This window comes from Microbacterium sp. NPDC079176, assembly GCF_040686675.1.
GTDB lineage: Bacteria > Actinomycetota > Actinomycetes > Actinomycetales > Microbacteriaceae > Microbacterium.
On record NZ_JBFBLM010000006.1, the window covers coordinates 240368 to 263285 of the forward strand.

The following is a 22918-nucleotide window of genomic DNA, read 5'->3' on the forward strand; positions in this document are numbered from 1 at the left end:
TGGGGTATGGTGTAATTGGCAACACGGCGGTTTCTGGTTCCGTTGTTCTTGGTTCGAGTCCAGGTACCCCAGCAAGACAAAAACCCCCGCTCAGGCGGGGGTTTTGTCGTTACTGGATGCGTGCCTACTCGCACTCTCCGATGAACCCGAGGTAGCACACCGCTTCGTGCGTGACGGCCGGCTCGTAGTCGTCGTTCGACACCTGACGGGTATCGATCTCAGGCGTCCGGTGAAGGCTGCCATAGCTGCCGAGCGTGGCCACGAAGTAGCCGTCGCCGTCCTGCGCCTTCATCTCGTCTATCGCCGCGCTGTACTCGGCGCACAGGCGGGTCGCGCTCTCGGTGAGCTCGACATCGACGCAGGCTGCCGTGTAGGTCGCGACCATGAGGTTCGTGCAGTCCGTCCAGTCCTGGTTCACGCTGCAGGGGTTCACGTCGTCCATCGTGACGTCGTAGCGCCCGGTCTCGTACTCCTCGCTGCGGAAGGTCTCCGGCTGCTCGGGTACATCGGTCTTGGTCCAGTGTCGCGCCGTGGCGAAGGCGAAGATCACGACGATCGCGGCGATGAGAAGGAGCGCGCCCACGATCGAGAGCGCCACCCAGAGACCGACACGCCTCTTCTGACCCGGAGGGCCGTCGGGCGCGGCCGTGTATCCCGGGTACACCGGCGGGCCTGCTGGCGCCGGGGCCTGCGTGGCGTACACGGGCGCCGTGTCGTATGCGGGAGGAGGTGCGTCGTACGCCGGAGGAGGTGCGTCGTATGCGGGGCCCGTGGGCGGCGGGGGAGCGGTCGGCTGGGTCGACACCCAGTAGGCGTACCAGCTCTGAGCGGACGCGGTATCGTCGGCCACCTGTCGGGCTTCGAGGTCGGTGAGCTGCAACCCGAGTGGGGCGCGCAGATCTGCACGGGTCAGGGACGCACGGAACTCCTCGAATGACATCGCCATAGTCACGAGGATGGCAGACCATCGGGTGCCCGGACAATCCGATCGGCGCGATGCCGCTGCCGACGGAGCATGCCGTCCGGAGGGAGATATCGCCTAGCAGAGCGAGCCCGTGTCGCGCCATGCCCTTCACTGCCGTCGCCGGGCCGGGCATCGTGATCGCAGATGCCCGACGCGGCATGACAGGGAGGATGCCAATGGCACTCACGAGAGTCGTCCCCGGCGAGACGCCGGGAATTCGACGCGTGCGATCGGGCTCCGGCTTCCGATACGTCGATGCCGGCAACACGCCCGTGGCCGAGGCCGATCGAGAGCGCATCCGGGACCTCGCGATACCTCCCGCGTGGAAAGACGTGTGGATCGCCGCCGACCCCCTCGCTCACATTCAGGCGGTCGGCACAGACGATGCGGGCAGACGTCAGTATCTCTACCATCCCCTCTGGCGCACCGGCAGAGATCAGCGCAAGTTCGCCCGGGCGCTGAAACTGGCCGAGGCGCTGCCCGCCGCCAGGGCGAAGGTCACCCGTGCCATCGGTGAACCGGGACTGACACGTGAACGCGCCCTCGCCGTCTCCTTCCGGCTGCTGGACGACGCTGCACTGCGCATCGGCTCGGAGCGCTACCTGGTGAAACACGGCAGTCGCGGCCTGAGCACGCTTCGGCGACGGGACGTGCGGATCGACGGGAGTACGGTCGCGCTCAGCTTCCCTGCGAAGAGCAAGCAGCTCGCCTCGATCGAGATCACCGATGCGCCGCTCGCCGAGGCGCTGTCGGAGTTCGCCGTCGGTTCGCCGAAGGCTCCGCTGCTCGCCTATCGCAAGGGCCGTCGCCGGGTGCGACTCACCTCGAGCGAGGTCAACGACTATCTACGGCAGGTGGCGGGATCGTCGTTCACCGCGAAGGACTTCCGCACGCTGCACGGTACGATCCTCGCGGCGGACGCGCTGGCGCGGATCGGCCGACTCGAGACGAAGACCGATCGACGGCGCGCCGAGCGCCTCGCTGTGCAGGCCACGGCGTCGGCGCTCGGCAACACTCTCGCGGTCGCCCGAGGGAGCTACATCGACCCGCGGGTCTTCCGGCTCTACGCGCGCGGTCGCACTCTCGACCTGTCGGTGTCGCCGGAGACTGCTATCCGCAAGCTCCTCGGGCGGTGAGGGGCGTCAGCTCTCGCGAGGGTAGGTGTAGAAACCCTCGCCCGTCGCGACCCCCAGCTTGCCGTGGTCGATGTACTGCTCCTTGAGCAGGTCTGCGAAGCGCTGCTGCTTCTCGCCGCCCATGCGCGAGATGTTGTAGGCGGTCGTCAGACCGACGATGTCGTAGATCTCGAAGGGGCCTGCCGGCGCGCCCGTGCCGATCCGCCAGGTCGCGTCGATGTCCGCCGGCTCGGCGATGCCGTCGACGAGCAGCTCGGCCCCGGCCTGGAGGAAGGGCACGAGCAGCGAGTTCAGCAGGTAGCCCGCCTTCTCCTTCTTGATCTGGATGGGGACCATCCCGATCTGCGTCGCGAACTCGACGACCGTCTCGTAGACGGTGGGGTCGGTTGCGGGGGTTCCCATGACCTCGGCGGTGTTGTGCGACCAGATCTCGTTCGCGAAGTGGAGGGCGAGGAACCGGTCGGGGCGACCCGTCGATTCCGCGAGCGCGCTCGGCAGGAGGGTCGAGGAGTTGGTCGCGAAGATCGTGGTCGCCGGTGCGGCGTCGGCGAGGGTCCGGTAGATGCTCTGCTTGAGTTCGAGGCTCTCGGGCACCGCCTCGATGATGAGGTCAGCCGCAGCGGCTGCATCCGCGAGGTCCGAGGTGAGCCGGATGCGGTCGATCGCGGCATTCGCGCCGCCGTCAGCGGCATTCTCCACGCCGTCTGCGATGTAGCGCGAGGCGAGACCCTCGAGTCGTTCGGCCGCGCGATCGAGCGCGGACTGATCGATGTCGTATGCGACGACGTCGAAACCGTGGAAGGCGGTCTGGAACGCGATCTGCGATCCGAGCACGCCGGTGCCGAGAACAGTGATGTTCTTCATTTCTCTTCTTCCTCTGGTGGCCTTGTGGGCCGTGGTCAGGCTTGTTCGTCGCCGCTGTCGAAACGCCGGAGATCATGCGCGAAGCGCTGCACCTCGTCATCCGTCCACTGCGCGAGATGGGCGTCGATGACGTCCTGCAGCGATCGCAGTGTGCCGCGGAATGCCTCTTCGCCCTCGGCGGTCAGCTCGAGCGGTCGGCCGCGTCCGGAGTTCGAAGGGGCCTCCTGCACGAGGCCGAGAGACATGAGTGCGGACAGCTGACGTGAAACGGTCGAGCGGTTCAGTCGGAACATCCGGGCGATGTCCGTCGACCGGATCCCGGGCTGGTCGGCGATCGCCATGACGATGGACTGGTCGGTCATCGAGAGCGTCGGCTCTCCCGCGCGGGCGTCGACCAGGCCGCGCCGCGTGATGGCGACGAGCGACTTCAGGACGGCGGCGCTGTCGGTTCGGCGTTCGTCTGACCCAGTCTCATGTTGCATAGCGCAACTCTACGCTCTTCTGTTGCGTGATGCAACGGACGTAGGTTCGGCAGGGCGGGAACGCGGATGAAAGGATGGAGGCATGGACACAGCCAATCTCTCCCGAGAGGAGACCGCGGCACGATCCGCCGCCGTCTCCGTGCGCAGCATCCGCGTAGAACTCGACCTCACGGGTGCGCCGGAGCGGGCACGCAGCGGGTTCTCCACGACCACGACCCTGGATTTCACCGCGACGGCGGACTCGACCTGGGTGGACTTCATCGGAGAGAGCGTCGAGAGGGTCGTCGTCAACGGCGTCGACCGCGATGTCGTCTACGACGGGTCGCGCATCGAGCTGAGCGGCCTCGGGACCGAGAACGTCGTCCGTGTCGAAGCTGTCGCGAGCTACAGCCGATCCGGCGAAGGCCTGCACCGGTTCCACGACCCGGTCGACGACCGCACCTACCTCTACACGCAGTACGAGCCCGCCGACGCGCGACGGGTGATGGCCTGCTTCGAGCAGCCCGACATCAAGGCGCCCTACACGTTCGTGATCGATGCTCCGGCGGGTTGGCAGGTGCTGTCGAACCAGGCGGCGGTCAGCGTCGACGCCGGCGTCGGCGTGCAACGTGTCGAGTTCGCTCCTACGCTTCCGATCTCCAGTTACATCACGTCCATCGCGGCGGGACCCTACGCTCGAGTCGACGGCGAGTGGCAGCGCGACGATCAGCGCATCGCGCTGGGCCTGTTCGCGCGACAGTCCCTCGCGCAGTACCTGGAGTCGGACGAGATCCTCGAGATCACCCGCCAGGGTCTCGATTTCTTCACCGACGCGTTCGCCTACCCCTATCCCTGGGGCAAGTACGACCAGATCTTCGTGCCCGAATACAACCTCGGCGCGATGGAGAACCCCGGCCTCGTGACATTCACAGAGTCCTACCTGTCGCGAGGGGCCGCCACGGATGCCCAGCGTGCCGCTCGCGCGAACACAATCCTGCACGAGATGGCGCACATGTGGTTCGGCGACCTGGTCACGATGAAGTGGTGGGACGACCTGTGGCTCAAGGAGTCGTTCGCCGACTACATGGGTTCGCACGCCTCGGCGGTGGCGACGCGCTTCCACGACGCCTGGGTGAAATTCGCTGCGAACCGCAAAGCGTGGGCGTACCAGCAGGACCAGTTGCCCACGACGCACCCGATCGTCGCGGACATCCCCGATCTCGAGGCGGCGAAGCTGAACTTCGACGGCATCACCTACGCCAAGGGTGCCGCCGTGCTCAAGCAGCTCGTCGCGTTCGTCGGCGACGAGGCGTTCTTCGAGGGCGCGCGGCGGTACTTCGCGGCGAACGCCTTCGGCAACACGACCCTCGAGGACTTCCTCGTGCAGTTGAGCGCGGTCTCCGGGCGGGACATGACCGATTGGTCGCGTGCCTGGTTGCAGACCACCGGGGTCTCGACGCTGTGGGTGGAGCGGGATGCCGACGGCGGCGCCGCCGTCATGCAGAGCGACCCGCGGCCGCACCGCCTGCGTATCGGTCTCTACGATCGTGTCGACGGGAGGGTCGTCCGTCGCGATCAGATCGCGCTCGACATCGACGACGAGCGGACACCGGTGGTCATTCCGGCTGCGGATCTCGTGCTCCTCAATGATGACGACCTCACCTATGCCAAGGTGCGTCTCGATGACGCCTCTCTGGCGACGGTGCGGGAATCACTGTCTTCGCTCGACGATCCTCTCGCCAGGGCTGTCATCTGGTCATCGCTCTGGAACGCCACCCGCGACGGCGAGCTCGCGGCCGCTCGTTACGCCGAGATCGTTCGTGCCCACGCTCCGCGGGAGTCGAACATCGGCCTTCTCGCCGGCATCCTCGCGAATACGCTCTTCGCGATCCGCAACTACGCGAGCGATGACGCGCGACAGCGTGAGTTGACAGCATGGGTCGAGACCGCGTGGACTGCGCTCCAGACGTCCGATGCCGGCAGCGATGCACAGCTCTCCTGGGCGCGTGCGCTCGCATCGGCATCAGCTTTCGACGATGTGCGTGCAGACGACATCCGCGCGATCCTGCATGGCGATGCCCCCGACGGGCTCACGATCGACCCGGATCTGCGGTGGCAGCTCCTCACCGCCCTCGTCACCACGGGACACGCGGATGCCGATGCGGTGGCCGCGGAGCTGGAGTCCGACGACACGGGCAGCGGACGCACCGCTGCCCGCAGGGCCCTGGCCTCGCGTCCCGAACTTGACGTCCGGGCTGCCGCCTGGGACGCGGCGTGGAACGACGGATCGCTCAGCAACGATCATCTCGACGCGGTGATCGGCGGGTTCCGAGCCGGAGGACGCCGCGATCTCATCGAGAGGTTCGATGCCGAGTACTTCGGGCGGATCGGCGATGCGTGGGCGACACGGAGCATCGAGCTGGCGCAACGCCTCGTGGTCGGACTCTTCCCCGCCTCGCCCACACTCGATGCCGTGGATGCGTGGCTCGCGGACAACGACACGGCGCCCGCCGCTCTGCGCCGAATCGTCATCGAACAGCGCGACCACCTGGCTCGAGCTCTGCGCGTTCGAGCCGCGCAGAGCTAGTCCTCTTCGAGCGCGTCGGCCGTGCTCACTCCGACGGCGAAGTACTCGGGCCTGTCATCGCTCTGAGTCATCAGGACGAGGGCGATGTACGCCGCCCAGCCTCTCGCGCGGGTCCAGGTGGCGCCGTCGTAACGCTCCCTCGTCGCTCGCCGGAATGCCTCTCGGCCGCAGGCGTCGAAGAGCATCCAGGCCGAGGCGAGGTCGTAGGCGGGGTCGCCGACCGTGACATCGCCGAAGTCGATGAGCGCGGTGAGCGTGCCGTCGGCGACGAGCACGTTGCCCGGGTGCAGATCGCCATGGATCCAGACCTGCTCCGATGCGGGCGGCGCTGCGAGTGCCGCGGCCCAGGCGTCGCGCAGTGCCGTCCGGCGGTCGAACGCGTCCAGACGTGGCCGAATGGCGGCGTCTCGAGTGGACAGGGCGCGTCCGCGCACCGGGTTGCGGGGAGCATCGACCGGCGCGGCGACGTGCAGCGCGCGCAGGGCGTCCGCGAGTCGGGGCGCCCAGGTCGCGTTGTCCGGGCGGGAGGACGCGAGCGCCGTCGTTCCGGGGATCCAGGGCAGAACGGACCAGGGTCGCGGAAAGTGCGCGCTCGGCTCGCCCACGATCACGGGGACGGGCGCACGGATGCCGACGGCGGCGAGAGCCGGGCCGATCGTGCGCAGGGCACGCTGCTCGTGGGTGATGAGCGGCACCGAGAGATCGCGTCGAGGCAGTCGCACGGCGAGTTCGGAGCCGAGGCGCCACATCGAGTTGTCCCAGCCGTCGGCGAACAGCCTCAGCGGAAGCTCGGCGAGGGCGGGGTCCGTGCTTCGGAGGAGATCTCGTACGCCGCCCTCGTCGAGCGAGTACTCGGCAGAGGGGGAGTCCGCCACGTCAGATGTCGAGCGAGTCGCCCGGTTCGAGTATCGAGAACTCGCCGCCGCCCTGCTCGGTCGCCCACTGCAGCCGCTGCCGGTGCATCGTCTTGCCCGCGACGGACAGCGTCATGTCGTGAGTGCCGAACGCCCGCCGTGGTTTCACGGCCAGGACGTAGTCCATGGCCTCGCCGATCTTCAGCCACGGCGCGCCGAGCGGTGCCGCGAGAGTGCCGACCTCGACGCCCTCGGGGATCGCGTACGAGTCGCCCGGGTAGTAGAAGACATCGTTGATCAGCACGCCGACGTTCTCGACCACCGGCAGTGACGAGTGGATCACCTCATGCGTGCCGCCGAAGAAGCGGAGCGTGAACGCACCGACCTCCACCGTCTCGCCCGGAGCGACCACGGAGATGTCATAGCCGTCGGCCGCGCGCGCGACGCCCGCCGGGGCGTAGATCGGGGTGCCGGGGGCGGCGCGCAGGATCCGATCCAGGTGCTCGGGGGTCCAATGGTCGGGGTGCTCGTGAGTGATCACGACAGCGACGAGACCCGAGAGATCGTTCAGGGGAGAGGTGAACGAGCCCGGGTCGAGGAGAAGGACGTCATCGCCCTGCTGGATGCGAAGAGCGGCATGTTCGAATTTGGTGACGCGCATGAGATGAGTCAACTCCTTCAGGGGCGCCGTGGCAAACCCCTCGGCAGGTGCGCCACGCCCGGGATCTGAAGACCGTCCCGCTCGATTTGGCGACGTGAGAATCGTCGTGGCATACTTGAACAGTTGTCGCGGCACGGAAACGTTCCGCCAGACGGCCCCATCGTATAGCGGCCTAGTACGCTGCCCTCTCACGGCGGTAACGCGGGTTCGAATCCCGCTGGGGTCACAACAAGCGAAAGCCCTCGGTTCTCCGAGGGCTTTCGTCGTCTCCGCATCCATCATGTGGATCCGACGGCTGTACGCAGCGACATGCTCCGGAACGCGGGGTTGGCCAACGGCGCCACCATCGATGCCGTCATCGCTCCACCGAAGAGGGCGAAGGGAACCCAGAGCGCGGTGGTCGACGCGAGCAGACCGAACGCGGCCATCGCGAGCGGCATCAGGCAGTCGTCGCCCAACCGGGTGATGGAGCTCATGCGGCCGAGGTACGCGGTGTCGACGGTTGCCGAGAACGTGGCGCTGAGCAGCACCGATGCGTAGCCGGCGGTCGCACCGATGACGAAGGCAGCGACTCCGACACTCCACGCGGGACCCCAGCCGAGTGCGACGATGGCCAATCCCTGCAGCATCAGAGCACGGAATCCCGCGCGTGCCTCGCGCCGAGGCCGCCACCTGGCGACGGACACGGCGCCGATCGCCGCGCCGAGTCCCAACAGAGCTTCGAACAGCCCTACAGCCGGCGCGCCCCAGCCTTCGTCGTGTGCTCGGAGCGCGAGGCCGATCCCGACGGCCGGACCGACCGCGAGGTTGAGCCCCGAGAGGGCGATGACGAGCGTGCGGGTGGTGGGATGTGCGCCGAGGTGGGCGAATCCACCCGCGATGTCGCGAAGAGCGGACTGTCGGTCTGCCCGTGCGAGCAGGAACCGCGGTCTGAGCCAGATGGCGATGAACGCGATGACGACGGTGAAAGTCACCGCGTTCACCGCCGCGCTTCCGACGAGGCCCGCGGACGCGACGATCACACCGCCGACGGCCGCGCCGGCCATCGTTCCGAGTCGCGATGCGGTCTGCGAGAGAGCGCCGTAGGACGGCAGGTCAGCGGCTCGCACGAGCTGGCGGGCGACGGTGCCCGCCGAGGGCTCGTAGAAGGCGTCGCAGACGCCGAATGCGGTGGCGGCGAGGAGGAGCACACCCACGGTGGGCGGCGCGGAGAGCACCCAGAGCGCCACCGTCACGAGAACGCCCACCCGGACGGCGTTGAACAGCATCATCACTCGGCGCGCGTCCGCGCGGTCGGCGATCATGCCGCCGAACAGCAGGACGACCGCACGAGGCAGAGTGCCGGCGGCGACGATGAGTCCTGCGACCGCAGGCGAGGCCGTCTGCACGGCGGTCCACGCCAGCGCGATCGTCCACAGGGCGTCGCCCGCGTCCGAGAGCGTCTTGACGAGGATCCACGCATGCACTCGATGGTCTCGTCGGAACGCCGGCGGCTCGACGAGCTGCACAGGGTCTGCGGCGGTCATGGTGTCGTCGGGAAGGCGTGCGCGAAGAAGAAGATCGGTGTCCGCTGCTGCCCGTCTTCGAGATCGACCGAGTCGCGCCAGTCCTTCAGCGTCGCCGACAGCCTCGAGCTGAGGTCGCGCAGCTCGTCCGGCGTCGCCCAGGCCGTGGTCTCGGCGTTCGAGGCGTCATAGCCGGCGACGGCCGGATCATCGTGCCGGCGCTGCCAGCGTTGGAGGCGCTCGATCTGCATCCGGATGCTCTGCCGTTGCGCTTCGCGCGCCAGAAGCGCGTCGGCGGGGGAGTCCGCGAAGTCTTCCGCCGACCAGGTCAGGCCGCGACGGGCGATCTTCCACCAGCTCGTGCGCCGGTCGCCCGACGGGTCCTCGGCGCGCTCGACGAGGCCCGCCCGCTCCAGCATGCGCAGATGATGGCTGATGCTGCCGACCTGCGCATCGAGCGACCGGGCGAGTGCCGTCACCTGCGATGTGCCGTACAGCAGCAGGTAGTCGTAGATGCGTCGGCGCAGCGGGTGGTGCACGGCGGTGACGACCGAGATGTCTTCCATGAACGTCACGTTAGAACCGGTTCCCGATTCTCACAAGAGTTCTTGTATACCCCGGAAATCCGAGATTTAACGGGTGATCTAGCTGTCGGTACCCGCCGCGTCGGAGCCTCGACGACCGCGGCGTGCTCGGCGGACGCCCCATATGATCAGCACGACCAGCCCGGCCACGGCGAGCCACGGAAGCAGGAATCCGACAGAGACCACCAGGGCGTTCAGCGAGACCACGAGCCCGTTCCATCCCGCGACGAGCCCATCGGAGAATCCTGCGGGATCGGCCGTCGTCGGCGCGGCGGTGCGGGTCAGCTGCACCGAGAGACTCGACATCGCGACCTGGTCCTCGAGCGAGGCGAGCTGCTGCTCGTACGACTCGAGCTGCGCCTGACGATCGGTCAGCGCCACCTCCGCCTCGATGAGCTCCGCGACGGTGCCGGTCTGGGACATGAGCTCGCTGAGTCGCTGGACGGATGCCCTGGTCGCATCGATGCGCGCTCGCAGATCGATCGCGGTCGAGGTCACATCCTGCTGCGCGATGGAGGAGGAGAGCACCTCGCCGGATTCGGTGAGCTCATCGATGACGGCGGGAAGATCCGCCGACGGCACGCGGATGCTGATCCAGCCGTACTCCGAGTCCGCGGCGACAGGATCGGAGGAGGCGTCCACGGCAGGGGTCCCGCCGATCTCGGTGCTCTCGACGTAGCCGCCATGCGACTCTGCGAGTGCCCCGATGGCGACCGCGGCGTCCGAGACGTCCTTCACCTCCACCGTGGCGTTGGCCGTGGCGATGATCTCACGATCACCCGCTGCGACATCTCCGGCGACCGCGCCCGACTCGGCTGACTCGGTCAGAGCCGAGGGCGCGCTCTGGTCGACGGCGCCCGAGCGAGCGTCCTCGACGACAGTCACGCCCCCGCCGTCGGCCGAGCTCGTCGCCGAACCGCCGACCGCGGTGAGGATGGGCGGGGTGATGAGGACGCCGATGACGAACGCCGCGGCGATGCCGGTGCCGGTGAGCCACCGACGACGACGAACGCGACCGCGCTTCTCTGCAGGCGACTGCCGCGGCAGCTCGGCGGCGATGTCCTCGAACACGGCTCTCTCGATGCGCTCCACTGCGGCATCGGTGAGCTCGGGCAGTGGCTCGGTGGAGGTGTCGTTCATGCGTCGCTCGCTTCCTTCACGGCACCACGCAGTCGGGTGCGGACTCGGGAGAGACGGTTCCGGACGATGGCGTGGCTCACGCCGAGCTCCTCGGCCGCAGCCTGGTAGGCGTAGCCTTCCGCGGCGCAGAGGCGGAAGATCGCGCGATCGAGGTCGCTGAGGGTGCCGACCTCGGCCGCGATCCGCTCTGCGAGGTCCGCGGTGATCACCTGCTCCTCCACGCTGACCGTCGAGGGGAGGGTCTCATCGACCGCATCCGCGGTGTTGGCCTGGTCGCGTCTGCGCTGGCGCAGGCGGTTCGCGGCCTGGAAGCGGCAGATCGTCGCGAGCCACGGGAGGATGGAGTCTCCCTGCAGCTCGAACCCCGGCAGCTTCCGCCACGCCGTGACGAAGGTCTCCTGAGTCACGTCCTCGGCATCCGCGGCGGCGCCGACGATCCCGTGTGCGATCCAGTAGACCGGGCGGGCGTACGCGCGGTACAGCTCGCGGAAGGCGCTCTCGTCACCTGCCGCGGCCCGCGCCGCCACTCTCTGGTCACTCGTCTGCACTGGCATCCCGATTCCGTTCGGTGTCTCTCACCCAGGAAGTGTCGGTCGACGCCCCATCGTCTCAGATCGGTGCCGGCGGCATCCGCAAGCGTCTTCGACTCCGCTACCATTGCTGAGGCGAGAGGGAGTATCCCGCAAGCGCATCCACCGTCATCACGAGCACCGACATCGCTGCTCCGGTCGTGCGACGCACTCTGTGCGTGGGAGAGACTTTCGGCGTTTTTCCGACCCTCCCGAAAGGTGCTGTACGCCCTTGGAAATCCCTGTCTGGTTCGAGATCACCTCGATGATCGTCCTCACGATCATCCTGATCGGCGACCTGCTTCTGATCCGACTTCGTCCCCACATCCCCTCGACCAAGGAGTCGACCCTGTGGGTGGTGTTCTACGTCGGACTCGCGCTGCTCTTCGCGGTTCTTCTCGGAAACGTCGCAGGCTGGCGAAACGCCGGCGACTTCATCACCGGCTGGGCGCTCGAATACAGCCTCTCGATCGACAACCTCTTCGTCTTCGTGCTGATCATGGCGCAGTTCGCGGTGCCGCGACGCTTGCAGCAGCAGGTGCTGATGGTCGGCATCATCATCGCCCTCGTCCTCCGCGGAGCGTTCATCCTCGTCGGCGTCACGATCGTCGAGCACTTCTCGCCGATCTTCTACATCTTCGGTGCCTTCCTCATCTACACCGCGATCAAGCAGGCGATGCCCGAGGGCGAGCACGAAGACGATGTGAAGAAGGAGAACTTCATCGTGCGCCTGCTGCGGCGCCGCATCGACATCAGCGAGGAGTACGACGGCTCGAAGCTGCGCACGACGGTCGACGGCAAGCGCATGTGGACGCCGATGGTCATCGTGTTCATCACGATCGGCGTCACCGACCTGATCTTCGCGATCGACTCGATCCCGGCGATCTTCGAGATCACCACCAACGGGTTCCTCGTCTTCGCCGCGAACATCTTCGCGCTCATGGGTCTGCGCCAGCTCTACTTCCTGCTCGGTGATCTGCTCGATCGTCTGCGCTACCTCCACTACGGGATCGCGGTCATCCTCGGATTCATCGGCATCAAGCTGATCCTTCACGCGCTGCACGAGAACGAGCTGCCGTTCATCAACGGCGGTGAGCATGTCGAGTGGGTTCCCGACATCGACAACATGGTGTCGCTGGGCGTCATCGTCGTGGCGATGACCGTGGCCACCGTCGCCAGCCTCATCGCCTCGTCTCGGGAGAAGCGGGCGCAGCGGGTCAGCCCGACGGTCGAGTGAGGCGGTCGCTCTCCGCGGCGCCCGCGATTCCCGCGACGAGCAGGAGACGTGTCACTCCGCTGTCCAGAGCGCCTCGGCGTCGAGCGTGAGATCGATCACCTGACGCAGTAGAGCGCCCACCGTGGTGGACTGCAGCAGCGTGTACTGGTCGTATTCGCCCAGCGGCGCGATGGCGGCGAGCTGCCAGGCGGCCGCGAGCGGTTCTTCCGACAGCTCGGTGTCGGCGTCCCAGGGCGAGTCGGTGCGTGCCAGCACCCGGCGCACGATCGCCTCGGCTTCGGTGCGCAGGGGGGTGAGGGCATCGTTCCAGGTCAGCTCGGGCAGCGGGGTCACCTCTGCGCGCGGGTAAGGAGCTTCGTCCAGCCACTGCTCGACGGTGAAGCGTGCCGTGCCGACCGCCAGGGTGTGCAGCACCTGGGCATCCGCCGCCACGCTCACCAGGCGCGCCATCGTGCCGAATCCACTGCGGCGGTCGCCACCGCCGACCTCATGTCCGCGCTCGATGAGCACGACGCCGAACTGAGGGTCGTCCTCGTCGAGCAGCTGCCCGATCATGGTGAGGTACCGCGGCTCGAACACGCGGAGCGGGAGCGGGGTGTACGGGAAGAGCACCGACCCCAGCGGGAACATCGGTATTTCTGACATGGCCCCAGTCAACACCGTGCGACGTACAGTGAACAGATGCGCAGACCCCGCCCTCTGATGCCCTCGCCCGGTCAGGAATCCGTCTGGGACTATCCTCGACCGCCGAAGGTCGAGCCCGTGGCTGCGCGCATCACCGTTCGCCTCGGCGGCCAGCTCATCGCCGACACGCGCGACGCGGTGCGAGTCCTCGAGACGAGCCATCCTCCCGTGTACTACCTGCCGATCGCCGACTTCACCGTGGGCTCGCTCTCTGACGCGCCGGGCTCCTCGTTCTGCGAGTTCAAGGGAGCCGCACGCTACCTCGACGTGCGAGGTGGAGCGCAGACGGCGGCCGGGGCCGCCTGGAACTACCCGAATCCCTCTCGAGGTTTCGAGATGCTGGCAGACCGGGTCGCCGTCTATGCGGGTCCGATGGACGAGTGCACGGTGGGGGACGAGGTCGTCACACCGCAGCCGGGCGGGTTCTACGGCGGGTGGGTCACGTCGACGGTCGTCGGCCCCTTCAAGGGTGCACCCGGCACCCTGGGCTGGTGACCCTGCTCGCCTACGCGTCAGAACGCGCGGAGGTTCGCCTGCAGCCCTCCGTCGACGTAGTCCCGGCGCAGGATGCCCCGGCGTCGAAGAACAGGCACGAGTTCATCCAGCGTCCGATGCAGCGTGACGGGGTGGAAGTCGCCCCACAGCAGGACGCCGTCGTTGCCCCACTCGCCGAGCTCTTCGATCAGATCTGCGAACTCCTCGGCAGTGCCGACGAAACCCGAGCGATCGGAGATGCGGCCCGTCCGAGCGAGCGCGGCGAGATGGACTCGTAGAGGAGCATCGTCTCCGCGGTCGCCGATCAGGCGCTGGATGCTCCCGCGCGAGACGTGCTCGCCGAAGATCTCGAGGTCGAGTGGTCTGTCGAGATCGAGCGAGGTCAGATCCGTCTCGAGGTCGCTGGACTGCTTGCGTGCGATCTGCACGAGGGTCGCGTCGTCGGGATGCGCGGAGGCGGCGACGATTCGGTCGGCCTCCTCGGCGGATGATGTGATCACCGGCTGGATCGCGAACAGGATCTTGATGTCGTCCGGCGAGCGTCCGGCGGCGATCGCCGCATCGTGGATCTTCGCTCGATAGGCACGCACCGAGGCTTCGTCCAGCGGCGCGAGGGCGAGCTGCACATCGGAGTTGGCGCCGGCGAATCCGAGGCCGCGGCCGGAGCCGCCGGGGGAGACGATCGACGGCTCCCCGTCGGTGAACGGCACGGCGTTCAACGGGCCGTCGAAGTCGAAGTGCGTTCCGCGGTGCTGCACGGAGCGCAGCTTCGATCCGTCGGCGAACACGTCGGTCTCGCGATCGCGGACCAGTGCACCGTCGTCCCAGCTGCGCCAGAGCGAGCGGATGCCGGCGAGCCATTCTTCGGCGCGGTCGTATGCCGCATCGTGCCCGAGCTGTTCCGCGGCGGAGAAATGTCGCGCACTGCCGGTGTCGGTCACCACGTTGAGCCCGAGGCGGTGGCCACTGAGGTGCTGAAGCGTGGAGAACTGCCGAGCCGCGGTATACGGCAGGTACGCCGCCGGGTTCACGGTGGGCACGACCCCGAGATGCCGTGTCGCCTGGAAGAGGTAGGGAGCGAGCAGCAGCGGGTCGTGCTTGGGGCCGCCGAAGGCATGGCGCACCCGGAGGTCGATCGTGTCGGGAGAGCCGAGCGACGGCGCGTCCTCGATGATGAGGAGGTCGAAGCCTGCCTGCTCGAGCGTGCGAGCCGCCTCCTGGTAGATCTCCGGACGGGTCCAGTCGTAGTCCCAGTCCAGCGACGGATAGCCCCACCCCTGCGGGCCGAAGCCGCGTGCCAGGAACCACCCGAAGTGCTGGGGCCTGGTCATGAGACGGCCTCTCGTGCGGGTTCCAGGACTCGGGCCAGGTCGCCGAGGAGGTCGGCGACGTCTTCGATGCCGACCGACAGCCGCAGGGTTCCCGGCTGCACTCCGAGGACGTCTCGCTCCTCGGGCGTGCGATGCGAGTGGCTGGTGGTCGCGGGGTGCAGCACCAGCGAGCGCACGTCGCCGATGTGGGTCATGTGCGTGAACACGTCGACGCTCTCGACGAAGTCGCGTGCGGCGTCGAGGCCCCCGCGGAGCGTGAAGGTGAAGATCGAGCCGTACCCTCCCGAGAGGTACCTCTCGGCGAGGCCGTGATCGGGATGCGTGTCGAGGCCGACGTAGTCGACGCTCTCGACCGCTTCCTGCGCGGCGAGCCAGCGGGCGATCTCGAGGGCGTTCCGGGACTGCCGCTCGACCCGCAGACCGAGGGTCTCGGCGCCCTGTCCGATCAGGAACGCGTTGAGCGGCGACGGGGACGCGCCGAATCGCGGAGCGACGGACTCGCGCGCGTAGGCGATGCGCGCGTTGCCGCCATGACGCGAAGCCACGCTCGGGAACCCGCCGCGCCCCGGAAGAACGAGATGCGGAGCGTTGTGCCCCGCCTTCGCCGGGTCGAAGCGACCGTCGTCGAGGATCACGCCTCCGAGCACCGACCCGTGACCGGCGAGGAACTTCGAGGCGGAGTGCACCACCATGGCGGCGCCGTGCTCGAGCGGCCGGAACAGGAACGGCGTCGCGAGGGTGTTGTCGACGATGAGCGGGATGGCGAACTCGTCGGCGACCGCGCTCACCGCGGAGATGTCGAGGATGTCGTTGCGCGCGTTCGCGATGGATTCGCCGAACAGCGCCCGGGTGGTCGGGCGGATCGCACCCCGCCAGGCGCCGGGGTCGGCGATGTCGTCGATGAACGTCGTCTCGATGCCGAGGCGAGCGAGGTTGTCGAGCAGAAGCCCTCGCGTGCCTTCGTAGATGTGCGTCGAGGAGACGATGTGATCGCCCGCTCCGGCGACGGTCAGCAGTGCGGTGACGACCGCGGCCTGGCCGCTGGCGACGAGCACGGCCTCTGCGGCGGATTCGAGTGCGGCGAGCTGGCGCTCGACGGCGTGCACCGTCGGATTCCCCGTGCGCGTGTATCCGAACCCCGCGCCGGTGCCGAAGTGGTCGGCGGCGTGGTCGAAGTCGTCGAACTCGAAGCCCGCCGTCAGGTAGATCGGCGTCGCCCTCGACGATGCGGGCCCCTGATTCCGGGCCGCGTGGACCGCTCTCGTGGCGAATCCGGTGCTGTCGTCGGTCATGCGGGTGCCTCTCGAAGGTGTGGGTGACAGTAGCGTGTCACGCGGAGACTCCGGGCGCTGAAGCGGTGGTAATCTGACGTCATGCGGATCGTGCTCCTTCTTAGCGGCCGCGACGAGACCTCGTTCTGAGCCCCTCCTCGTCGCGGAGTCCATCGTGGGCCGAACCGCCAGCTTCAGGAGACACGCAATGAACACCCCCGCAGCAGACACTGCTCCCGTCCGTCCCAGGACCCTCGCCGAGAAGGTCTGGGACGACCATCTCGTCGTCAAGGGCGAGAACGGCGAGCCGGACCTCATCTACATCGATCTGCACCTGGTGCATGAGGTGACGAGCCCGCAGGCGTTCGACGGACTGCGATCGGAGGGGCGACCGTTGCGGCGCCTCGACCTGACGATCGCCACCGAGGACCACAACACGCCGACCTGGGACATCGACAAGCCCATCGCCGACCTCACGAGCCGCACGCAGATCGAGACGCTGCGCCGCAACGCCGCGGAGTTCGGCGTGCGTCTGCACTCGCTCGGCGACGCCGAACAGGGCATCGTCCACGTCGTGGGGCCGCAGCTCGGTCTCACCATGCCCGGCATCACGGTGGTCTGCGGCGACTCGCACACATCGACGCACGGCGCGTTCGGCGCCATGGCCTTCGGCATCGGCACGAGCGAGGTCGAGCATGTCATGGCGACGCAGACGCTGCCGCTGAAGCCGTTCAAGACCATGGCGATCAACGTCGAGGGCACGCTGAGGCCCGGCGTCACCGCGAAGGACATCATCCTCGCGGTGATCGCGAAGATCACCACCGGCGGCGGTCAGGGCTACGTCCTGGAGTTCCGCGGCAGCGCGATCCGGGCGTTGTCGATGGAGGGCCGGATGACGATCTGCAACATGTCGATCGAGGCCGGCGCTCGTGCCGGCATGGTCGCGCCCGACGAGACGACCTTCGAGTACCTGAAGGGTCGCCCGCACGCCCCGAAGGGGCAGGACTGGGACGACGCCGTCGCGTACTGGCGAACGCTGCCGACGGATGAGGGGGCGACGTTCGACGCCGAGGTCTTCATCGATGCCGATGAGCTCGAGCCGTTCGTGACGTGGGGCACCAACCCCGGTCAGGGCAGCTCGCTGTCGGCGGCGGTTCCCGACCCGGCAGAGATCGCCGATGCCAATGAGCGTGCCGCAGCCGAGCGGGCCCTAGAGTACATGGATCTGACGCCTGGCACGCCTCTCAAGGAGGTGCCGGTCGACGCCGTCTTCATGGGGTCGTGCACGAACAGTCGCATCGAGGATCTCCGCGCGTTCGCGTCGATCGTCGAAGGCAAGAAGAAGGCCGACGGCGTCCGCGTCATGGTCGTTCCCGGCTCTGCCCGGGTGCGGCTCGAGGCGGAGGCCGAAGGGCTCGACAAGATCATCAAGGACTTCGGAGCCGAGTGGCGATTCGCGGGGTGCTCGATGTGCCTCGGGATGAACCCTGATCAGCTCGCGCCGGGGGAGCGCTGCGCGTCGACCTCCAACCGCAACTTCGAGGGCCGGCAGGGCAAGGGTGGACGCACGCACCTGGTGTCGCCGCTCGTCGCCGCCGCGACCGCGATCCGCGGCACGCTGTCGAGTCCGAGCGACCTGAACGAGATGGCGGAGGTCTGACCATGGAGAAGTTCACCACCCACACCGGCATCGCCGCCCCGCTGAAGCGCTCGAACGTCGACACGGACCAGATCATCCCCGCCGTGTTCCTCAAGCGGGTCACGAAGACCGGCTTCGAGGACGCACTGTTCCACGGCTGGCGTCAGGATCCCGAGTTCGTGCTCAACCAGCCGGCTTTCCAGGGCGCATCGGTGCTCGTCGCCGGCCCCGACTTCGGCACCGGATCCAGCCGCGAGCACGCCGTCTGGGCGCTGCGCGACTTCGGCTTCGCGGTGGTCCTGAGCCCGCGCTTCGCCGACATCTTCCGGGGCAACTCGGGCAAGCAGGGGCTCCTCGCCGCCACCATCTCCGAAGAGGATCTCGAGCGGATCTGGGCCGAGATCGACCGGAATCCCGGGGCTTCGATCACGGTCGACCTCGAGGCGCGAGTCGCGTCGATCGGTGAGATCCAGGCTGACCTCGGGATCGACGATTACACTAGATGGCGGCTCCTCGAAGGGCTCGATGACATCGGGCTCACCCTGCGCAACGAAGACAAGATCGCGCAGTTCGAGGCCCGTCGCGAGTCGTGGCGGCCCCGGACCCTTCCCGTTCAGCAGTGAACGGCGGGGCGGGGGAGCCGAGGGCGACCCCGCCCCGAATTCCGTTGAATGAAGTGAGGCTCCGAATGACGACACCTGTGCGCGACGCTCTTCCGGACGGAGTCCCCCCACTCACCGGAGACGTCCTCGCCATTCGCGGAGGGCGCCCGCTGCGCGGCCGCGTCGACGTCAAGGGCGCGAAGAACCTCGCGACCAAGGCGATGGTCGCGTCCCTGCTCGGAGAGACCGTCAGCGTGCTGCGCGACGTGCCGGCCATCAGCGACGTCGCGGTCGTCCGCTCGCTGCTCGAGGTCCATGGCGTGCGGGTCTCCGACGGCGATGAGCCCGGAGCTCTCGTCTTCGACCCCAGCGATGTCGAGTCGGCCCACTTCGAGGAGATCGACGCTCACGCGGGTGCCTCGCGCATCCCGATCCTCTTCTGCGGCCCGCTGCTGCACCGTCTCGGTCAGGCCTTCATCCCCGACCTGGGCGGCTGCCGCATCGGCGACCGCCCGATCGACTTCCATCTGGACGCGCTCCGCAAGTTCGGCGCCATCGTCGAGAAGCTGCCGAGCGGCATCCGCCTGTCGACGGGTGGTGCGCGCCTGCACGGTGCGAACATCCACCTCCCGTACCCGAGTGTCGGAGCGACCGAGCAGGTGCTGCTCACGGCCGTTCGCGCCGAGGGCACCACGGAGCTTCGCAACGCCGCCATCGAGCCCGAGATCATGGATCTGATCGCGGTGCTGCAGAAGATGGGCGCGATCATCTCCTACGAGCCGAACCGCGTCATCCTCATCGAGGGTGTCGAGACGCTTCGGGGGTACGACCACCGCTCGATCTTCGACCGCAACGAAGCCGCATCCTGGGCTTCCGCCGCACTCGCCACCGACGGCGAGATCTTCGTGGGCGGCGCGAAGCAGCAGGAGATGCTCACGTTCCTCAACGTGTTCCGCAAGGCCGGCGGATGGTTCGACATCAAGGAGGACGGGATCCTGTTCCGTCGCGACGGCGAGCTCAAGCCGGTCATCGTCGAGACCGACGTGCACCCCGGATTCATGACCGACTGGCAGCAGCCTCTCGTCGTGGCGCTCACTCAGGCCAAGGGCCGCTCGGTCGTGCACGAGACGGTCTACGAGAACCGTCTGGGCTTCACCGAGGCGCTCGTCAAGATGGGCGCCGACATCGTCGTGCACCCCCGCGGACTGCAGGACGGAGCCCGTCGTGTCCCGCGCCGGGACCTCGAGCAGGCCGCCGTCATCACCGGCCCGACGCCGCTGCACGCCGCAGACATCGTTGTTCCCGACCTTCGCGGCGGATACAGCCACGTCATCGCGGCGCTGACCGCCGAAGGCGAGTCGAGGGTGTCCGGAGTGGACATCCTCAGCCGCGGCTACGAGAAGTTCCTCGCCAAGCTCGATGCCGTGGGCGCCGACTTCGACGTCATCCGGTGACCCCGATGGGTTCCCGCTCGACGGAGACCACGCGACCGAGTGCGTTCTGGCCGGTCGCGGCGATCGCCGTGCCGCTGATCTCGCTCGTCGCGAAGCTCCGCATCACGGGAAGCGAGAAGCTCCCGCGTGAGGGAGCGTACGTTCTCGCCCCGAACCACTACTCCGAGTTCGATCCGCTCGTGGTCGCACTCGCGGTGTGGCGCATCGGTCGAGCTCCGCGCTTCATGGCGAAGGAGAGTCTCTTCAAGGTTCCTGTGCTCGGAGCCGTGCTCCGCGCGACAGGAATGGTCCCCGTGGCACGCGCCTCGTCGGCATCCGCGGCGAAGCAGACGCTCAAGCAGTCGGCCGAGCTCGTCGAGCACGGTCGCGGTGTGATTGTCTATCCGGAGGGCACGCTGACGCGCGACCCCGACATGTGGCCGATGCGCGGAAAGTCCGGGGCTGTCCGGCTCGCGCTGACCGACGGCATCCCACTCATCCCGATGGCCCACTGGGGCACCCAGCGGATCATGGGGCGTTACCAGAAGGGGCTCAGCCTCTGGCCGCTGCGCAAGCCCGTGGACGTCGTCATCGGCGATCCCGTCGATCTGTCGGACCTCCGTGGTCGTGCAGGCGAGGCATCTGCGCTGAACGAAGCCACCGAACGACTGATGCAGGCCATCACGGCGCTGCTCGAGGACCTGCGTGACGAGAAGGCTCCGGCCGAGCGCTGGAACCCGTCCGCCCATGGACAGAAGGAGACGGGTCGCCTTGACTCCTAAGCGCAACGCTCCCGCAGGACCACGCGTCGCGGTGATCGGTGCCGGAAGCTGGGGCACCACGTTCGGAAAGATCCTCGCCGACGGCGGGGCGCAGGTCACGATGTGGGCGCGCCGAGCCGAACTCGCCCACGAGATCGACGAGGCCAAGCGCAACTCCCGCTATCTGCCCGGCATCAACCTGCCGCGCACGATGTCCGCGACGCACGAGCTGGCGATCGCGCTCCGCGATGTCGACCAGGTGTACCTCTCGGTGCCGAGTCAGTCGCTGCGGGAGAATCTCAAGGCGCTTCGGCCGCTGCTCGCCGACAACGACGCCAAGATCGTCAGCCTGATGAAGGGCGTCGAGCGCACGACGGGGCTCCGGATGAGCCAGGTCATCGAGCAGGAGCTGCGCTGCGATCCCGACCGTATCGCGGTCGCCTCCGGGCCGAACCTCGCGCTCGAGATCGCTCGCGAGCAGCCCACGGCCGCCGTGATCTCCTCACGCAGTCGGGAGACCGCCGAGGAGGTCGCGCGCGCGGCACGTAACAGCTACTTCCGGACGTTCGTGAACACCGACGTGATCGGCACGGAGTTCGGGGGAGTGCTGAAGAACCTCATCGCGGTGGCCATCGGCATCGTCGACGGCGTCGGGTACGGCGAGAACACCAAGGCGTCGATCATCACCCGCGGGCTCGTGGAGATGACCGATTTCGCCGTCGCCAACGGCGCTCACCCCGAGACCCTGCAGGGACTCGCGGGCCTGGGCGACCTCATCGCGACATGTCAGTCCCCGCTGAGCCGCAACAACACGGCCGGGCGCCTGCTCGGCCAGGGATACAGCTTCCAGGACGTCGTGAAGCAGATGCAGCAGACCGCTGAGGGCCTCGCGTCCGTGGCGCCGGTGCTGCAACTCGCCCGAGAGTCCGACGTGCACATGCCCATCGTCGAGCAGGTGAAGATGGTGCTCGACGGCAAGATGAACCCCCGCGACATCGCACCCCACCTGACGACGGACGACGACACCCCGCAGGGTGAGAGGACCAACCATGGACAAGCAGACGGTGGTGGTGCTCTTCGGAGGGCGCTCCAGCGAGCATTCGATCAGTTCCGCAACGGCGGGCGGAGTGCTGGGCGCGATTGATCGCGATCGGTACGCCGTGATCCCGGTCGGGATCACCCGCGACGGCGCCTTCGTCCTCGAGGACGACGACCCGGCGAAGTTCCCGCTGGATGCCGCTCACCTGCCCGAGGTCGCCGACAACGGCACACGGGTGCTGTGGCCGGAACCCGGCGGAGACCGCAGCCTGCGCGTCGTGCGCACCGACGGCACCACCGAATCCCTCGGCGAGATCGATATCGTGCTGCCGATCCTCCACGGCCCGCACGGCGAGGACGGCACCATCCAGGGGTACTTCGACACCCTCGAGGTCCCCTACGCCGGCGGCGGGGTGCTCGACTCCGCACTGTGCATGGACAAGCACTTCATGAAGATCGCGCTGCGGGCCGCCGGTATCGCGGTGGCGGCCGGATTGACGGTGCGCGCGCGCCAGTGGGAACAGGATGCCGTCGCGATCCGCGACTCGGCGGCGGCGCTCGGCCTGCCGCTCTTCGTGAAGCCGGCTCGCGCGGGATCCAGCGTGGGCGTCTCGAAGGTCGAGAGCGCCGACGAGCTCGATGCGGCGCTGGCGATCGCGTTCGCAGAAGACGACAAGGTCCTGATCGAGGCGGGCGTGGTCGGCCGCGAGATCGAGGTCGCCGTGCTCGAAGGTGCCGACGGCGTCCGAGCGTCGCTTCCTGGCGAGATCGTGCTGACGACTCGAGGGTTCTACGACTTCGAGGGAAAGTACCTCGGCGGCGACGGCGTCGACGTCGTGTGCCCGGCGGAGCTCGAGGATTCCGAGGTCGCGGCCATTCAGGATGCGGCAGTCCGTGCGTTCGAGGCGGTGGACGGGCGAGGTCTTGCGCGCGTCGACATGTTCCTCACTCCTACGGGAGAGCTGGTGGTCAACGAGCTGAACACGATGCCGGGATTCACTCCGATCTCGATGTTCCCGAAGTGCTGGGTGGCCTCCGGACTCAGCTACGGCGACCTGATCTCCGAGTTGATCGAGGCGGGCCTGCGCCGCTGACCCTCGAC

General features: G+C 67.9%; 22 protein-coding genes and 2 tRNA genes. 12 read left to right on the forward strand and 12 right to left on the reverse strand.

Annotated features, from left to right (window positions below; all coding sequences use genetic code 11):
- Positions 1–72 (forward strand) — tRNA-Gln (locus AB0P11_RS16060).
- A 52-nt stretch (positions 73–124) separates the two neighbouring features.
- On the opposite strand, the gene AB0P11_RS16065 is transcribed toward AB0P11_RS16060, so the two are convergent.
- A complete protein-coding gene (locus AB0P11_RS16065) occupies positions 125–946 on the reverse strand; it encodes a hypothetical protein (protein ID WP_072591174.1) in 822 nt (273 codons plus the stop codon).
- Between the two features lie 188 nt (positions 947–1134).
- Between AB0P11_RS16065 and AB0P11_RS16070 the strand changes: the two genes are divergently transcribed.
- Positions 1135–2100 carry a DNA topoisomerase IB gene (locus tag AB0P11_RS16070; RefSeq protein WP_056279046.1) on the forward strand — a complete coding sequence of 322 codons (966 nt, stop codon included), beginning with the start codon at positions 1135–1137 and terminating at the stop codon, positions 2098–2100.
- A gap of 6 nt (positions 2101–2106) precedes the next feature.
- Here the strand turns inward: AB0P11_RS16070 and AB0P11_RS16075 are convergent, their stop codons facing one another.
- Both AB0P11_RS16075 and AB0P11_RS16080 read right to left on the reverse strand, forming a co-directional pair.
- The gene (locus tag AB0P11_RS16075) at positions 2107–2964 is read right to left on the reverse strand and encodes a 3-hydroxyacyl-CoA dehydrogenase (RefSeq protein WP_320488108.1); all 858 of its coding nucleotides are present in this window, start codon (positions 2962–2964) and stop codon (positions 2107–2109) included.
- A 35-nt stretch (positions 2965–2999) separates the two neighbouring features.
- Positions 3000–3446 (reverse strand): MarR family winged helix-turn-helix transcriptional regulator, encoded by a 447-nt coding sequence (locus tag AB0P11_RS16080; protein ID WP_056278642.1) that lies wholly within the window; start codon positions 3444–3446, stop codon positions 3000–3002.
- A gap of 82 nt (positions 3447–3528) precedes the next feature.
- Here AB0P11_RS16080 and pepN point away from each other — a divergent pair, with 82 nt between their 5' ends.
- Entirely contained in the window at positions 3529–6012 is a 2484-nt protein-coding gene (gene pepN / locus AB0P11_RS16085) for an aminopeptidase N (RefSeq protein WP_363522946.1), read from the forward strand.
- Here pepN and AB0P11_RS16090 read toward each other — a convergent pair.
- Together AB0P11_RS16090 and AB0P11_RS16095 are read right to left on the reverse strand one after the other, a co-directional pair.
- Positions 6009–6887 carry an aminoglycoside phosphotransferase family protein gene (locus AB0P11_RS16090; protein ID WP_363522948.1) on the reverse strand — a complete coding sequence of 293 codons (879 nt, stop codon included), beginning with the start codon at positions 6885–6887 and terminating at the stop codon, positions 6009–6011. The genes pepN and AB0P11_RS16090 overlap by 4 nt on opposite strands.
- A 1-nt stretch (position 6888) precedes the next feature.
- Positions 6889–7527 (reverse strand): MBL fold metallo-hydrolase, encoded by a 639-nt coding sequence (locus tag AB0P11_RS16095; protein WP_053095878.1) that lies wholly within the window; start codon positions 7525–7527, stop codon positions 6889–6891.
- 153 nt (positions 7528–7680) lie between these two features.
- On the opposite strand from AB0P11_RS16095, the gene AB0P11_RS16100 reads away from it, so the two are divergent.
- Positions 7681–7753, forward strand: a tRNA-Glu gene (locus AB0P11_RS16100).
- Between the two features lie 52 nt (positions 7754–7805).
- Here AB0P11_RS16100 and AB0P11_RS16105 read toward each other — a convergent pair.
- The 4 genes from AB0P11_RS16105 to AB0P11_RS16120 form a co-directional block, all read right to left on the reverse strand.
- Positions 7806–9053 (reverse strand): MFS transporter, encoded by a 1248-nt coding sequence (locus AB0P11_RS16105; protein WP_363522951.1) that lies wholly within the window; start codon positions 9051–9053, stop codon positions 7806–7808.
- On the reverse strand, positions 9050–9598 hold the full coding sequence (locus AB0P11_RS16110) for a helix-turn-helix domain-containing protein (protein ID WP_363522953.1): 549 nt from the start codon (positions 9596–9598) through the stop codon (positions 9050–9052). Before AB0P11_RS16110 ends, AB0P11_RS16105 begins: the two co-directional genes overlap by 4 nt.
- Before the next feature lie 78 nt (positions 9599–9676).
- A complete protein-coding gene (locus AB0P11_RS16115) occupies positions 9677–10756 on the reverse strand; it encodes a DUF4349 domain-containing protein (RefSeq protein ID WP_187249556.1) in 1080 nt (359 codons plus the stop codon).
- Positions 10753–11310 carry an RNA polymerase sigma factor gene (locus AB0P11_RS16120; RefSeq protein WP_056278648.1) on the reverse strand — a complete coding sequence of 186 codons (558 nt, stop codon included), beginning with the start codon at positions 11308–11310 and terminating at the stop codon, positions 10753–10755. Before AB0P11_RS16120 ends, AB0P11_RS16115 begins: the two co-directional genes overlap by 4 nt.
- A gap of 247 nt (positions 11311–11557) precedes the next feature.
- Between AB0P11_RS16120 and AB0P11_RS16125 the strand changes: the two genes are divergently transcribed.
- Positions 11558–12562, forward strand: coding sequence for a TerC/Alx family metal homeostasis membrane protein (locus AB0P11_RS16125; protein WP_363522956.1), 1005 nt, complete (start codon positions 11558–11560; stop codon positions 12560–12562).
- Between the two features lie 51 nt (positions 12563–12613).
- On the opposite strand, the gene AB0P11_RS16130 is transcribed toward AB0P11_RS16125, so the two are convergent.
- Complete coding sequence (locus AB0P11_RS16130; RefSeq protein ID WP_053095883.1) at positions 12614–13207, reverse strand: LON peptidase substrate-binding domain-containing protein; 594 nt, start codon at positions 13205–13207, stop codon at positions 12614–12616.
- Positions 13208–13243: 36 nt separating this feature from the next.
- Here AB0P11_RS16130 and AB0P11_RS16135 point away from each other — a divergent pair, with 36 nt between their 5' ends.
- Positions 13244–13741 (forward strand): DUF427 domain-containing protein, encoded by a 498-nt coding sequence (locus AB0P11_RS16135; RefSeq protein WP_363522958.1) that lies wholly within the window; start codon positions 13244–13246, stop codon positions 13739–13741.
- A 17-nt stretch (positions 13742–13758) separates the two neighbouring features.
- Here AB0P11_RS16135 and AB0P11_RS16140 read toward each other — a convergent pair whose 3' ends face one another.
- Both AB0P11_RS16140 and AB0P11_RS16145 read right to left on the reverse strand, forming a co-directional pair.
- Complete coding sequence (locus AB0P11_RS16140) at positions 13759–15072, reverse strand: LLM class flavin-dependent oxidoreductase (protein ID WP_056278651.1); 1314 nt, start codon at positions 15070–15072, stop codon at positions 13759–13761.
- On the reverse strand, positions 15069–16364 hold the full coding sequence (locus tag AB0P11_RS16145) for a PLP-dependent transferase (RefSeq protein ID WP_230100555.1): 1296 nt from the start codon (positions 16362–16364) through the stop codon (positions 15069–15071). Before AB0P11_RS16145 ends, AB0P11_RS16140 begins: the two co-directional genes overlap by 4 nt.
- A 187-nt stretch (positions 16365–16551) precedes the next feature.
- On the opposite strand from AB0P11_RS16145, the gene leuC reads away from it, so the two are divergent.
- The 6 genes from leuC (at position 16552) to AB0P11_RS16175 (ending at position 22910) form a co-directional block, all read left to right on the forward strand.
- Complete coding sequence (gene leuC, locus AB0P11_RS16150; RefSeq protein ID WP_056278653.1) at positions 16552–18003, forward strand: 3-isopropylmalate dehydratase large subunit; 1452 nt, start codon at positions 16552–16554, stop codon at positions 18001–18003.
- Positions 18004–18005: 2 nt separating this feature from the next.
- Complete coding sequence (gene leuD, locus AB0P11_RS16155) at positions 18006–18605, forward strand: 3-isopropylmalate dehydratase small subunit (protein ID WP_072591193.1); 600 nt, start codon at positions 18006–18008, stop codon at positions 18603–18605.
- Between the two features lie 65 nt (positions 18606–18670).
- Complete coding sequence (gene murA, locus AB0P11_RS16160) at positions 18671–20038, forward strand: UDP-N-acetylglucosamine 1-carboxyvinyltransferase (RefSeq protein WP_053095889.1); 1368 nt, start codon at positions 18671–18673, stop codon at positions 20036–20038.
- Positions 20039–20043: 5 nt separating this feature from the next.
- The gene (locus AB0P11_RS16165; RefSeq protein WP_053095891.1) at positions 20044–20799 is read left to right on the forward strand and encodes a lysophospholipid acyltransferase family protein; all 756 of its coding nucleotides are present in this window, start codon (positions 20044–20046) and stop codon (positions 20797–20799) included.
- Positions 20789–21922, forward strand: coding sequence for an NAD(P)H-dependent glycerol-3-phosphate dehydrogenase (locus AB0P11_RS16170; protein ID WP_053095893.1), 1134 nt, complete (start codon positions 20789–20791; stop codon positions 21920–21922). Before AB0P11_RS16165 ends, AB0P11_RS16170 begins: the two co-directional genes overlap by 11 nt.
- The gene (locus AB0P11_RS16175; RefSeq protein ID WP_053095895.1) at positions 21828–22910 is read left to right on the forward strand and encodes a D-alanine--D-alanine ligase family protein; all 1083 of its coding nucleotides are present in this window, start codon (positions 21828–21830) and stop codon (positions 22908–22910) included. Before AB0P11_RS16170 ends, AB0P11_RS16175 begins: the two co-directional genes overlap by 95 nt.
- Positions 22911–22918 lie beyond the last annotated feature (8 nt).

Bases quoted from the DNA above. Each gene is read 5' to 3' on its own strand.
- AB0P11_RS16165 (WP_053095891.1), top strand. From the start codon at position 20,044: ATGGGTTCCCGCTCGACGGAGACCACGCGACCGAGTGCGTTCTGGCCG.
- AB0P11_RS16070 (WP_056279046.1), top strand. From the start codon at position 1,135: ATGCCAATGGCACTCACGAGAGTCGTCCCCGGCGAGACGCCGGGAATT.
- AB0P11_RS16115 (WP_187249556.1), bottom strand. From the start codon at position 10,756: ATGAACGACACCTCCACCGAGCCACTGCCCGAGCTCACCGATGCCGCA.
- AB0P11_RS16075 (WP_320488108.1), bottom strand. From the start codon at position 2,964: ATGAAGAACATCACTGTTCTCGGCACCGGCGTGCTCGGATCGCAGATC.
- AB0P11_RS16065 (WP_072591174.1), bottom strand. From the start codon at position 946: ATGGCGATGTCATTCGAGGAGTTCCGTGCGTCCCTGACCCGTGCAGAT.
- leuD (WP_072591193.1), top strand. From the start codon at position 18,006: ATGGAGAAGTTCACCACCCACACCGGCATCGCCGCCCCGCTGAAGCGC.
- pepN (WP_363522946.1), top strand. From the start codon at position 3,529: ATGGACACAGCCAATCTCTCCCGAGAGGAGACCGCGGCACGATCCGCC.
- AB0P11_RS16120 (WP_056278648.1), bottom strand. From the start codon at position 11,310: ATGCCAGTGCAGACGAGTGACCAGAGAGTGGCGGCGCGGGCCGCGGCA.
- AB0P11_RS16105 (WP_363522951.1), bottom strand. From the start codon at position 9,053: ATGACCGCCGCAGACCCTGTGCAGCTCGTCGAGCCGCCGGCGTTCCGA.
- AB0P11_RS16135 (WP_363522958.1), top strand. From the start codon at position 13,244: ATGCGCAGACCCCGCCCTCTGATGCCCTCGCCCGGTCAGGAATCCGTC.
- AB0P11_RS16175 (WP_053095895.1), top strand. From the start codon at position 21,828: ATGGACAAGCAGACGGTGGTGGTGCTCTTCGGAGGGCGCTCCAGCGAG.
- AB0P11_RS16080 (WP_056278642.1), bottom strand. From the start codon at position 3,446: ATGCAACATGAGACTGGGTCAGACGAACGCCGAACCGACAGCGCCGCC.
- AB0P11_RS16140 (WP_056278651.1), bottom strand. From the start codon at position 15,072: ATGACCAGGCCCCAGCACTTCGGGTGGTTCCTGGCACGCGGCTTCGGC.
- AB0P11_RS16130 (WP_053095883.1), bottom strand. From the start codon at position 13,207: ATGTCAGAAATACCGATGTTCCCGCTGGGGTCGGTGCTCTTCCCGTAC.
- AB0P11_RS16145 (WP_230100555.1), bottom strand. From the start codon at position 16,364: ATGACCGACGACAGCACCGGATTCGCCACGAGAGCGGTCCACGCGGCC.
- leuC (WP_056278653.1), top strand. From the start codon at position 16,552: ATGAACACCCCCGCAGCAGACACTGCTCCCGTCCGTCCCAGGACCCTC.
- AB0P11_RS16095 (WP_053095878.1), bottom strand. From the start codon at position 7,527: ATGCGCGTCACCAAATTCGAACATGCCGCTCTTCGCATCCAGCAGGGC.
- murA (WP_053095889.1), top strand. From the start codon at position 18,671: ATGACGACACCTGTGCGCGACGCTCTTCCGGACGGAGTCCCCCCACTC.
- AB0P11_RS16110 (WP_363522953.1), bottom strand. From the start codon at position 9,598: ATGGAAGACATCTCGGTCGTCACCGCCGTGCACCACCCGCTGCGCCGA.